Raw genomic sequence first — 12001 nt, 5'->3', positions numbered from 1 at the left:
CGGTTGACACGGCCCGCCTTCTCTTGGCAAACCTTGCGGCGGATGGATTGTTCCGCGAAAGTTTGGAACCGGTTTGCGCGGGCCCGCGGGAACCGGTCGGCCCGCACGCAAATCCTGCCGAGCATCCTCCCGGCGTACGGACCACGATATGACCCTTGAGCAGACCTTCGCCTTCGTCGTCATCGCTCTGATGATGGCGGCGTTCATCTGGGGACGGCTTCGCTACGACCTCGTTGCCGGTTGCTCGCTGCTCCTGGCGCTTGCACTCGGCATAGTACCCTTCAACAAGGCCTTTTCCGGCTTCAGCGACGACATCGTCATCATCGTCGGCAGCGCGCTGATGGTGAGCGCGGCCGTCGCCCGCTCCGGCATCGTCAACCTCGTGGTCAAGCGCTTCTTCCCGAACCTCACCTCCGGGCGCGCGCAACTCGCGCTGCTGCTCGTCTCGGTGGCTGTGCTGTCGGCCTTCATCAAGAACATCGGCGCGCTCGCCATCATGATGCCGCTCGCCTTCCAGTTCGCCAAGAAATCCGGCACGCCCGCCTCGAAATTCCTGATGCCCATGGCCTTCGCCGCCCTGCTCGGCGGCCTGATGACGCAGATCGGCACCTCGCCGAACATCGTCGTCTCGCGGCTGCGCCAGGAGATCACCGGCGAGAGCTTCACCATGTTCGACTTCACGCCGGTCGGCGCGCTGCTCGCCGTCTGCGGCATCCTGTTCATGCTGTTCTTCAACCGCCTCGTGCCCGAGCGCACCAACAGAAATGCCAGCATCGAGGAATCGCTGGAGGCCGCCGCCTATTCCTCCGACGCCACGGTGGATGAGGGCTCACCCTCGGTCGGCAAGTCGCTGAACGACGTCTTGAAGCATGGCGACGGCGAGGTGATCTCCACCGCCATCATCCGCGGCCATGTCCATCTCTCCCCGCTGCCCGACGTGCGCCTTGCCGCAGGCGACACGATCCTGATGGAGGGCAAGGCGAGCGCGCTCGACAAGGTCGTTTCCGCCGCCGGCCTCACGCTGTCCGGCAAGCCGATCCGCGCGGGGCGGGGCGAAGCGGGCGAAATCAGCGCCATCGAGGCCGTCGTCGGCAACGATTCCCGGCTCATCGACATTTCCGCGCGCAGCATCGCGCTGTTTCATTCCTACGGCATCAACCTGCTCGCCGTCAGCCGGCAGGGCGAGCGGCTGCGGGAGAAACTCTCAGAAGTGCGGCTTCGCCCCGGCGACATGATCGTGCTGCAGGGCAACAATCGCACGCTGCCGACACTCCTGCCGGAACTCGGCCTGCTCCCCCTCGCCCAGCGCGAGATCCTGCTCGGCGCGCCCCGCCGGGCGATCATCCCCGTCCTGATCCTCATCGCCGCGATGGCGTCCACCGCCCTCGGCTTCGTGCCGGTCGCCACTGCCTTCTTCGCTGCCGCGGTCGCCATGGTGCTCTTCCGCGCCGTGCCGCTGCGCGAGGCCTATACGGCGCTCGACGGGCCGATCCTCATCATGCTCGCCTGTCTCATTCCCGTCTCGGACAGCCTGCGCACGACGGGCGCCAGCGAACTCATTGCCGGCTGGCTGGGTAACGTCGCCGTGCACCTGCCGCCCTTCGGCGCACTCGCCCTCATCCTCTTGACCGCCATGGCCATCACGCCCTTCCTCAACAATGCCGCGACGGTGCTCGTCATGGCGCCGATCGCGGCGAGCTTCGCCGGCGCCCTCGGCTACCGGCCAGAGGCCTTCCTGATGGCGGTGGCGATCGGTGCGGGCTGCGATTTCCTCACTCCCGTCGGGCACCAGTGCAACACGCTGGTGATGGGCCCGGGCGGCTACAAATTCGCCGACTATCCGCGCGTCGGCCTGCCCTTGTCCTTCCTCATCGTGCTGGTCAGCGTACCGGCCCTGCTCTACGTCTGGCCGGTGCACTAGGCGCGGCTGACTTTTTCTTGACGCGCCGGGCTGAATATGGTCTCACCCAGCCCAACGGAAAGCCCTTTCCTGCCGCATGTCCGGCGCAAAACCGGGCTCTCCCTCCCTAAAGTGACGCCTTCGCCGCCGGCATCCCGGCCGAGGGCGTGAAACCATGTCAAGACGGGCCAAACCATGAGCACTTCCGCAACCGCCTCGGGCGTTCGCGTCCGCATCGCCCCCTCGCCGACCGGCGAGCCGCATGTCGGCACCGCCTATATCGCGCTGTTCAACTACCTCTTCGCCAAGAAGAACAACGGCACCTTCATCCTGCGCATCGAGGACACGGACGCCACGCGCTCGACGCCGGAATTCGAGCAGAAGGTGCTGGACGCGCTGAAATGGTGCGGCCTCGAATGGTCGGAAGGCCCGGATATCGGCGGCCCCTACGGTCCCTATCGCCAGTCTGACCGCAAGGACATCTACCGTCCCTTCGTCGACAGGATCGTCGCGAACGGCCACGGCTTCAAGTGTTTCTGCACGCCCGAGCGGCTGGCGGAGATGCGCGAGGCGCAGCGCGCCAGCGGCAAGCCGCCGAAATATGACGGCCTGTGCCTGCACCTTTCGGCCGAGGAAGTGACCCGGCGCGTCGAAGCGGGCGAGCCGCATGTCGTGCGCATGAAGATCCCGACCGAAGGCTCCTGCAAGTTCGTCGACGGCGTCTACGGTCCGGTCGAAATCCCGTGGGATGCCGTCGACATGCAGGTCCTGCTCAAGGCCGACGGCATGCCGACCTACCACATGGCGAATGTCGTCGACGACCACCTGATGAAGATCACCCATGTCGCGCGCGGCGAGGAATGGCTCGCCTCGGTGCCCAAGCACATCCTGCTCTACCAGTATCTCGGCCTCGAGCCGCCGGTCTTCATGCACCTGTCGCTGATGCGCAACCACGACAAGTCGAAACTGTCGAAACGCAAGAACCCGACCTCGATCTCCTACTATTCGGCACTCGGCTACCTGCCGGAAGCGCTGATGAACTTCCTCGGCCTGTTCTTCATCCAGATCGCCGAGGGCGAAGAGCTCCTGACCATGGATCAGCTCGCGGAGAAATTCGATCCGGAGAACCTTTCCAAGGCCGGCGCGATCTTCGATATCCAGAAGCTCGACTGGCTGAACGGCCGCTGGCTGCGCGAGCAGCTTTCGGAAGAGGAATTCGTCCAGCGCGTGCTTTCCTGGGCGATGGAGAACGACCGCGTCCGCCAGGGCCTGAAACTCTCGCAGTCGCGCATCTCCAAGCTCGGCGAGCTGCCCGACCTCACCGGCTTCCTCCTGAAGTCCGACCTCGGCCTGACGCCGGAGGCCTTCGCCAAGGTGAAATCAACCCCTGAAGAAATCCTCGAAGTCCTCAACCAGGTTCAGCCCGACCTCGAAAAGATGCCGGAATGGACCGTCGAGAGCATCGAGGCGGAACTGCGCGCAAGCGCCGACAGGCTCGGCAAGAAGCTGAAGGTCGTCGTCGCCCCGCTCTTCGTCGCCGTCTCCGGCTCGTCGCGCTCGCTGCCGCTCTTCGATTCGATGGCCATCCTCGGCCGCTCCGTCGTGCGCCAGCGCCTGAAAATGGCCGCGCAGGTGATCGCCTCGATGGCCGGCAGTGGAAAGTAAGGAACCAGGAAGAATGAACGAAAAGACAGAAACCGCCCTTTCCTCCGACCCGACGGAAGTCCGCCGCCAGAAGCTCGACCAGTTGCGCAAGACGATCGGCGACGTCTATCCGGCGCATTTCCACCGGACGATGACGAATGCCGAGCTTGCAGCGAAATACGAGGGGCTGGACCTCGACACCGAGAGCGGCGACGTGGTGACGGTCGCCGGCCGCGTCTATTCCTCGCGCAATTCCGGCATGTTCATGGACATCCATGACGCCTCCGGCAAGATCCAGATCTTCAGCCACAAGGACACCACGCCAGAAGAGGCGCGCGCCCTGCTGCCGATGATCGACATCGGCGACATCATCGGCGTAACCGGCGTCGTGCGCCGCACAAAGCGCGGCGAACTGACGATCAACGCACAGCAGATCGTCATGCTGACGAAGACCCTGCTGCCGATGCCGGAGAAGTGGCATGGCGTGGCGGACGTCGAAATCCGCTACCGCAAGCGCCACCTCGACATCATGACGAACGAGGAATCCAAGCTCCGCTTCCAGCAGCGTTCGAAGATCGTTTCCGGCATCCGCCGCTTCATGGAAAACGACGGCTTCATGGAAGTCGAGACGCCGATGCTGCATTCCGTCTATGGCGGCGCGACGGCCGAGCCCTTCAAGACGCACCACAACACGCTGAAGCTCGACATGTACCTGCGCATCGCGCCGGAACTGTTCCTGAAGCGCACGCTGGTCTCGGGCCTGACCGACAAGGTGTTCGAGATCAACCGCAACTTCCGCAATGAGGGCGTGTCGACGCGGCACAATCCCGAATTCACCATGATGGAGTGCTACTGGGCCTATGCCGACTACGAGGACATCATGGACCTCGTGGAACGCCTTTTCGCCGAGCTGGCGATAAAGATCCACGGCTCGACCGAGTTCGCCTATGGCGACAAGCAACTCTCCTTCAAGGGCCCGTTCAAGCGCGTGCCGATGCCCGAGGCCGTCAGGCAAGCGACCGGCATCGACTTCCTCGCCCTCAAGACCGACGAAGAAGCCCGCGCCGCCGCCAGGGCGGCCGGCTTCGAAGTGGAGAAGGACTGGACCTGGGGCGAATGCCTCGCCTTCCTCTTCGAGGAGAAGGTCGAGCCGACGCTGATCCAGCCGAGCCATGTCACGCATTTCCCGAAGGACATCTCGCCCTTCGCCAAGGAAGTGCCGGGCGAACCGCGCCTCGTCGAGCGTTTCGAGACCTATTGCAACACCTGGGAACTCGGCAACGCCTTCTCCGAGCTGAACGACCCGGAAGAACAGCGCGCCCGCATGGTCGAGCAGCTCGAGCAGGCCCATGCCCGCGGCGAGAAGGACAAGCAGCTCGACGACGAGTTCCTAGACGCCATCGACCAGGGCATGCCGCCTGCCGGCGGCCTCGGCATCGGCGTCGACCGGCTGATCATGCTGCTCACCAACGCCCCGTCGATCCGCGACGTCATCCTCTTCCCGGCGCGCCGCGCGAAGGCGGATTGAGACCTACACGCCGCCGGCATGGCCCCTCATCCGCCTGCCGGCACCTTCTCCCCGCAAGCGGGGCGAAGGAACAAGGCTCCATGGTTTCCTAAAATCAGGAAGCCGATTCCGCATATCCCTTCTCCCCGCTTGCGGGGAGAAGGACACGGCAGCGGGATGAGGGGCAATTTCACTCCGCCATCAAAGCTGTTCAGTGTTCGCTCGCGGCAACCTCATGCGAGCCTTCTTCGGCCGCAGCATGCTCGCCACCGCCCTCGCCCTCCGCAGCATGGCCTTCCGCCGGCGCTTCGTGGCCGCCTTCGGCCTTCGCCTCGCCGTGCCCGGCGGTCTCGGTGCCTTCCGCATTCAAGTCGATACAGTCCGCCCGGTCCTCCATCGCGGTGACGATGGTCTTGATCTCGTCCAGCGAAAGCTCCTTGCGCTCGCCGTAGAATTCGCCGTTGCCCGCCGGCTGGCCGGTCGTGTAGCGCGCGACGAACGGTGCCGTCATGCCGGGAATGGCGGAGGGATCGCGTGCGAAAAGCACCTCGGCGCCGATGGCGCGGCCGCGCATGTCGGCCCGGTTCACGGGGCCCGCGGCATCGAGCAGGATGACCTGGTAGAGATCGGCTTCCTCGTGATTGGACACGGCGCCGGCGACGCGCAGCGCCGTCTTGATACGCACGTCGCCGTCCTTGGCGTCCGAGCGCACATATTTGCGCAGCCAGTTCTGGCCGTTGCGGTCGAGGCGGACGGTGGACACCGTCGTGCAGGCCGCGCCCGACACCTGTTCCGCCGGGGGGCCGAGCAGCGCATCGCGCCCGACGAAGATCGCGGCCGCCCCCGAAGCCCCCGTCAGCACGACGACGCCGGCGACGATGATCAGGAGCTTCCGGGACAGGCGGAATGAGGTCGGAAGGAACTTCACGGGCGATGGACTTCTCTTGGAACGCAGGAACACGAACGCGCCGAGAGCACGCGAACTGCGCGCACTCTACAGGGCGGGCGTTTCGGAAGTTTTAAACGTGGCGCGTCCGGTTTCGGGACATTATTGCGAATGATTTGCAATTGCGTTGACAGGGCCAAAACGGCCCTATAGTTTAATGCAACTCATTCGCAAAAGCAGATCCAGGAGAACCGATGCTCCGCCGTTCGTTTCATGCCCTCTTGCTCGGCCTGCCGCTCCTTGCCGCAGGTCCCGCCCTCGCCCAGGAAAAGCCGAAGGTCGTCACGACCTTCACCATCATCGCCGATATCGCGGCGAATGTGGCGGGCGATGCCGCCGTGGTGGAATCCATCACCAAGCCCGGCGCGGAGATCCACAACTACCAGCCGACCCCGCGCGACATATTGAAGGCACAGGATGCCAGGCTCGTTTTGTGGAACGGGCTGAACCTCGAACTCTGGTTCCAGAAATTCCTCGCCAATCTCGGCGACGTGCCGAACGTCACCGTCAGCGAGGGCATCGCGCCGATGAGCATCGTGCAGGGCCCCTATGAGGGCAAGCCGAACCCGCATGCCTGGATGTCGCCGGCTAACGCGCTCATCTATGTCGAGAACATCCGCAAGGCGCTGGTCGCGCTCGACCCCGCCAACGCAGCGACCTACGACGCCAACGCCAAGGCCTACGGCGAGAGGATCACCGCGCTCGGCGCCGAGATGAAGGCGAAGATCGATGCATTGCCCGAGGAAAAGCGCTGGCTCGTCACCAGCGAGGGCGCCTTCAGCTACCTCACCCGCGATTTCGGCCTGAAGGAACTCTTCCTCTGGCCGATCAACGCCGACCAGCAGGGCACGCCCAAGCAGGTGAAGGCGGTGATCGACGCGGTGCGCGAACACGATATCCACGTCGTCTTCTCCGAAAGCACCGTTTCCGACGACCCGGCAAGGCAGGTCGCCGCCGAGACCGGCGCGGCCTATGGCGGCGTGCTCTATGTCGATTCGCTGAGCGAGGCGGACGGCCCCGTGCCGACCTATCTCGATCTCCTGCGCGTCACGTCGGAGACCATCGTGAAGGGACTTTCCCAATGATGATGGGCGGCAGGCCGAGGAAGGTGGACGGCATTCTCGCCGAGGACGTGACCGTCACCTACCGCAACGGCCACACGGCGCTGACGCACGCCAGTTTCTCCGTGCCGAAGGGCACGATCACCGCCCTTGTCGGCGTCAACGGCGCCGGCAAATCCACGCTCTTCAAGGCGATCATGGGCTTCGTGCCGGTCGCCGCGGGCAAGGTGACGATCCTCGGCCTTTCCGTGAAGGAGGCGCTGAAGAAGAACCTCGTCGCCTATGTGCCGCAGGCCGAGGAGGTCGACTGGACCTTCCCCGTGCTCGTCGAGGACGTCGTCATGATGGGCCGCTACGGCCACATGAACTGGCTGCGCATCCCGACGAAGCACGATCACGAGATGGTCGACGAGGCGCTGTCGCGGGTCAACATGAGCGACTTCCGCAAGCGCCAGATCGGCGAACTCTCGGGCGGGCAGCGCAAGCGCGTCTTCCTCGCCCGCGCGCTCGCGCAGGAGGGCCAGGTGATCCTGCTCGACGAACCCTTCACCGGCGTCGACGTCAGGACGGAGGAGCAGATCGTCGAGCTGCTCGGCAAGCTGCGGGAGGAAGGCCGCGTCATGCTGGTCTCCACCCACAATCTCGGCAGCGTGCCGGACTTCTGCGACCGCACCGTCTTCGTGAAGGGCACCGTCATCGCCTCCGGCCCGACGGCCGAGACCTTCACCGAAGCCAATCTGGAGCGCGCCTTCGGCGGCGTGCTGCGTCATTTCATCCTCGGCGGCCACGACCTGCACGACGACGAGGACAAGCGCACCGTCAAGGTCATCACCGACGACGAGCGCCCCTTCGTCATCTACGGCGAGCGCGACCCGGAGAAGACGCCGTGATCGACACGCTCCTCGAACCCTTCGGCTACGGCTACATGGTGAACGCTATGTGGGTGAGCGCGCTGGTCGGCTGCATCTGCGGTTTCCTTTCCGCCTATCTCATGCTGAAGGGCTGGTCGCTGATCGGCGACGCGCTTTCCCATTCCATCGTGCCCGGCGTCGCCGGAGCCTACATGCTGGGCCTGCCTTTCGCGGCCGGCGCCTTCCTCTCCGGCGGGCTCGCCGCCGCCGCCATGCTCTTCCTCAACCGGAAGACCAGGCTGAAGGAAGACGCCATCATCGGCATGATCTTCTCCTCCTTCTTCGGCCTCGGCCTCTTCATGGTCTCACTCGCCCCGACGCCGGTGAACATCCAGACCATCGTGCTCGGCAACATCCTCGCCGTCAGTCCGGAGGACACGATCCAGCTCGCCATCATCGGCGTCGTCACGCTTATCGTCCTCCTCCTGAAGTGGAAGGACCTGATGGTCACCTTCTTCGACGAGAACCATGCCCGCTCCATCGGCCTCAACCCGACGGGCCTGAAGATCCTGTTCTTCACGCTGCTCAGCGCCTCGACGGTCGCCGCCATGCAGACGGTCGGCGCCTTCCTCGTCATCGCCATGGTGGTGACGCCGGGCGCGACGGCGTATCTCCTCACCGACCGCTTCCAGCGGCTGATCGCGATCGCCGCCGCGCTCGGCGCCGGCACCAGCCTCGTCGGCGCCTATATCTCCTATTTCCTCGACGGCGCGACGGGCGGCATCATCGTCGTGCTGCAGACGGCGATCTTCCTTCTCGCCTTCCTCTTCGCGCCGAAACACGGCCTTCTCGCCGCGCGCCGAAGGGGCCGCCTCGCGCTTGAGGCGCTGGAGGCGAAGCAACCATGAACGAGACGCTCGAACTCGCACTTCTGCCCTTCCAGCTCGCCTTCATGCAGAATGCCTTCCTGGTGACGCTGATGATATCGGCGCCGATGGCGCTGCTCTCCTGCTATCTCGTGCTGAAAGGCTGGTCGCTGATGGGCGACGCGGTCTCGCATGCCGTGCTGCCGGGCGTCGTCATCGCCTATGTCCTGGGCCTGCCCTTTGCCGCCGGCGCTTTCGTCGCGGGCCTGTTCTGCGCGCTTTCGGCGGGCTACCTCAAGGATAACAGCCGGGTGAAGGAGGATACGATCCTCGGCATCGTCTTTTCCGGCATGTTCGCGCTCGGCCTCGTGCTCTATGTGAAGATCCAGCCGGATATCCATCTCGACCACATCCTGTTCGGCGACATGCTCGGCATCGCCGCCGCCGATCTCGTGGAGACGGCAGCGATCGCCGCGGCCTCGACGGCCTTCATCCTCTTCTTCCGCAAGGACCTTCTGGTGCATGCCTTCGACCGGCAGCATGCTTCGGCCATCGGCCTGCCGGTGAAGCTGCTGCATTACGGCCTGCTCGCCGTGCTGTCGCTCGTCGTCGTCGGCGCGCTGAAGGCGGTGGGCATCATCCTCGCCATCGCCATGCTGGTCGCGCCGGGCGCCATCGCCGCCCTCCTCACGCGGCGTTTCGCAAGCATGCTCATGGTCGCCGTCGCCGTCGCCCTCGGCGCCACCTTCTTCGGCATCTGGCTGAGCTTCCTCATCGACAGCGCCCCCGCCCCGACCATCGTGCTGCTGATGAGCACGCTCTTCGCGCTCGCCTTCCTGTGGCAGGTGCTGCAGAGCCGCAAGCCGGCACAGGAGACCTGAGCGGGCTCGGTCGACAGCCGTGTGCTTTCCGTCTATCGTCCGCCGCAACCTGTCGTTCCTGCTTCGCGGAGGGCGGCGCAACGAACGAAAACAACACGCAACGGGACGGCATGGCGCATATCGGTATCGTCGGCGGCGGCCTCATGGGCTGCGCCACAGCGCTCAATCTCCTGGAACAGGGCCACGACGTCACCATTCTGGAGCGGGACGCCGGCGGCCTGCCGGCGTCGGTCGGCAATGCCGGCATCCTCGCCGTGCCGGAAATCGATCCGCTCGCCCGGCTCGACATGCTGCTCTCCGTGCCGAAATGGCTGCTCGATCCGCTGGGGCCGCTGACCCTGCGCTGGCAGGACCTGCCGGCGCTCACGCCCTGGCTCGTCCGCTTCCTGCTCTCGGCCCGCGCCGGCAAGATCGCCGAAAGCCGCAAGGCCATGCTTTCCCTGATGAAGACGGCCGAGGCCGATCATGTGCGCCTCGGCGCTATGGCCGGCATTTCCGGCCATATGCGCGACACGGGCGCGCTGACGGTCTTCGACAGCACCGCGGCCCGCGACAAGGTGTTCGCCCACGAGGTGGAGAATGCCCGACTGATCGGCTGCAATGTCGAGAGGCTGGACGTAGAGGAGGCCCGCCGCCGCGTGCCGGCGCTCTCCGGCCCCTTCGCCGGCGCCATCTTCAGCGACGGCTACAAGACCTTCGAATATCCGCTGACCTTCCTGCGCCGCCTGCAGGCGCTGCTGCGCGAGCGCGCGACGCTGCTCGACGCCACCGTTTCAAGGGTCGCCCGGGCGGAGCGCGGCATCACCGTGACGACGGAGGGCGGCCGCACCTTCACCTTTGATCGCCTTGCCGTCACCGCCGGCGTCTGGTCGCGCCGCTTTGTTGCCGATCTCGGCCTGAAGGTGCTGCTCGAAACCGAGCGCGGCTACAACACCACCTTCATGAACCCGTCGACGACGCTCGAAATGCCCGTCTTCTTCTCCGAGCACGGCTTCGTGGCGACGCCCTTCGAGAACGCGCTGCGCATCGGCGGCGCGGTGGAACTCGCCTCGCCCGACGCCCCCGCCAACTACAGGCGCGCCGCCGCCATGCGCCGCAAGATGCGCCGCTACGTGCCGGATCTCCAGGAGGAAGGCGGCACCGAATGGATGGGGCGGCGCCCCTCCACGCCGGATTCGCTGCCCGTCATCAGCCTGCATCCAGACGACCCGCGCATCGCCTTCGGCTTCGGTCACGGCCATCTCGGCCTCACACTTTCCGCGACGACCGGCCGCCATGTCGCCCGGCTGCTTGCCGGCGAAGGCGAAAGCACGCTCGCGCCCTTCTCCATCGCCCGCTTCCAGTAGGCACGCGACCTCCATAGCGACAAGAAGAAAGATATCCGCAATGCACAAGGTTATTTTCGACACCGATCCCGGCGTCGACGACGCGATGGCGCTGCTGTTCCTGCACAATCATCCCGAGATCGACCTCGTCGGCATCACCACCGTGTTCGGCAACGCCTCGATCGAGACCACGACGCGCAACGCGCTGTTCCTGAAGCGCGAATGGGGCATTGCCGCCCCCGTCGCCCGCGGCGACGGCAAGACCTACAACCCCATGCGCAACCCGGTCGACTGGCCGGTGATGATCCACGGCCATGACGGGCTCGGCAATATCGACGTGCCCGAGACGATCGACCTGCCGCTCGATCCGCGCCCGGCGCACCGCTTCATCATCGAGACCGTGCGGGCCAATCCCGGTGCGGTGACGCTGATCGCCGTCGGCCGCATGTCGAACCTTGCCTATGCGCTGAAGGAAGATCCCGGCATCGCCGGCCTCGTGAAAGAGGTCATCATCATGGGTGGCGCCTTCGACGTGCCCGGCAACATCACACCCGCCGCCGAAGCCAACATCCACGGCGACCCGGAAGCCGCCGACGCGGTGATGACGGCGCCGTGGAAGGTCGTCGTCGTCGGCCTCGACGTGACGATGAAGACGGTGATGACCCGCAAGCGCCTTGCGGAACTCACCGAGCGGAACGGCAGGCACCTGAAGCTGCTCTCCGACATCTCGCAATTCTACATCGACTTCTACGGCCGGCATGTGCAGGACGAGGGCATGGTGGTGCACGATAGCTGCGCCTGCATCTACCTCGTCGCCCCGGAGCTCTTCACCACCCGCCCCGGCGCCATCCGCGTCGTCGCTGGCGGCATTGCCGACGGCCAGACGATCCAGAAGCCGGACACCCGCACATTCCCGCCCGGCAACTGGGACGACCTGCCGAGCCAGCATGCCTGCATCGGCATCGATGCGGAAAAGGTGATGGCGCTGCTCGACGAGACGCTCGTCCGCTGAGGCGCCTG

The 12001-nt window shown here is 65.4% G+C and carries 10 protein-coding genes; 9 read left to right on the top strand and 1 reads right to left on the bottom strand.

Annotated features, from left to right (window positions below; all coding sequences use genetic code 11):
- The first annotated feature begins 148 nt into the window (after positions 1-148).
- The 3 genes from AB3G45_RS09640 (at position 149) to lysS (ending at position 5072) form a co-directional block, all read left to right on the top strand.
- Entirely contained in the window at positions 149-1921 is a 1773-nt protein-coding gene (locus AB3G45_RS09640; RefSeq protein ID WP_367830339.1) for an SLC13 family permease, read from the top strand.
- A 174-nt stretch (positions 1922-2095) separates the two neighbouring features.
- The gene (gene gltX / locus AB3G45_RS09635; RefSeq protein WP_367830338.1) at positions 2096-3565 is read left to right on the top strand and encodes a glutamate--tRNA ligase; all 1470 of its coding nucleotides are present in this window, start codon (positions 2096-2098) and stop codon (positions 3563-3565) included.
- A 13-nt stretch (positions 3566-3578) separates the two neighbouring features.
- Positions 3579-5072, top strand: coding sequence for a lysine--tRNA ligase (lysS, locus tag AB3G45_RS09630; RefSeq protein ID WP_367830337.1), 1494 nt, complete (start codon positions 3579-3581; stop codon positions 5070-5072).
- A gap of 190 nt (positions 5073-5262) precedes the next feature.
- On the opposite strand, the gene AB3G45_RS09625 is transcribed toward lysS, so the two are convergent.
- Complete coding sequence (locus AB3G45_RS09625) at positions 5263-5979, bottom strand: hypothetical protein (protein WP_367830336.1); 717 nt, start codon at positions 5977-5979, stop codon at positions 5263-5265.
- Between the two features lie 212 nt (positions 5980-6191).
- On the opposite strand from AB3G45_RS09625, the gene AB3G45_RS09620 reads away from it, so the two are divergent.
- The 6 genes from AB3G45_RS09620 (at position 6192) to AB3G45_RS09595 (ending at position 11993) form a co-directional block, all read left to right on the top strand.
- Positions 6192-7082, top strand: coding sequence for a metal ABC transporter substrate-binding protein (locus AB3G45_RS09620; RefSeq protein WP_367830335.1), 891 nt, complete (start codon positions 6192-6194; stop codon positions 7080-7082).
- The gene (locus AB3G45_RS09615; protein ID WP_367830334.1) at positions 7079-7948 is read left to right on the top strand and encodes a manganese/iron ABC transporter ATP-binding protein; all 870 of its coding nucleotides are present in this window, start codon (positions 7079-7081) and stop codon (positions 7946-7948) included. The genes AB3G45_RS09620 and AB3G45_RS09615 overlap by 4 nt, the downstream gene beginning before the upstream one ends.
- The gene (locus AB3G45_RS09610) at positions 7945-8817 is read left to right on the top strand and encodes a metal ABC transporter permease (protein ID WP_367830333.1); all 873 of its coding nucleotides are present in this window, start codon (positions 7945-7947) and stop codon (positions 8815-8817) included. The genes AB3G45_RS09615 and AB3G45_RS09610 overlap by 4 nt, the downstream gene beginning before the upstream one ends.
- On the top strand, positions 8814-9656 hold the full coding sequence (locus AB3G45_RS09605) for a metal ABC transporter permease (RefSeq protein WP_367830332.1): 843 nt from the start codon (positions 8814-8816) through the stop codon (positions 9654-9656). The genes AB3G45_RS09610 and AB3G45_RS09605 overlap by 4 nt, the downstream gene beginning before the upstream one ends.
- Positions 9657-9766: 110 nt before the next feature.
- A complete protein-coding gene (locus AB3G45_RS09600; RefSeq protein WP_367830331.1) occupies positions 9767-11002 on the top strand; it encodes an NAD(P)/FAD-dependent oxidoreductase in 1236 nt (411 codons plus the stop codon).
- A gap of 40 nt (positions 11003-11042) precedes the next feature.
- Positions 11043-11993 (top strand): nucleoside hydrolase, encoded by a 951-nt coding sequence (locus tag AB3G45_RS09595; RefSeq protein WP_367830330.1) that lies wholly within the window; start codon positions 11043-11045, stop codon positions 11991-11993.
- The last annotated feature ends 8 nt before the right edge of the window (positions 11994-12001 follow it).

The organism is Shinella sp. S4-D37, assembly GCF_040812195.1.
In the GTDB taxonomy this organism is placed as follows: domain Bacteria; phylum Pseudomonadota; class Alphaproteobacteria; order Rhizobiales; family Rhizobiaceae; genus Shinella.
Note: the sequence above shows the minus strand (reverse complement) of the source record. Positions and strands in the feature narration are given on the sequence as shown.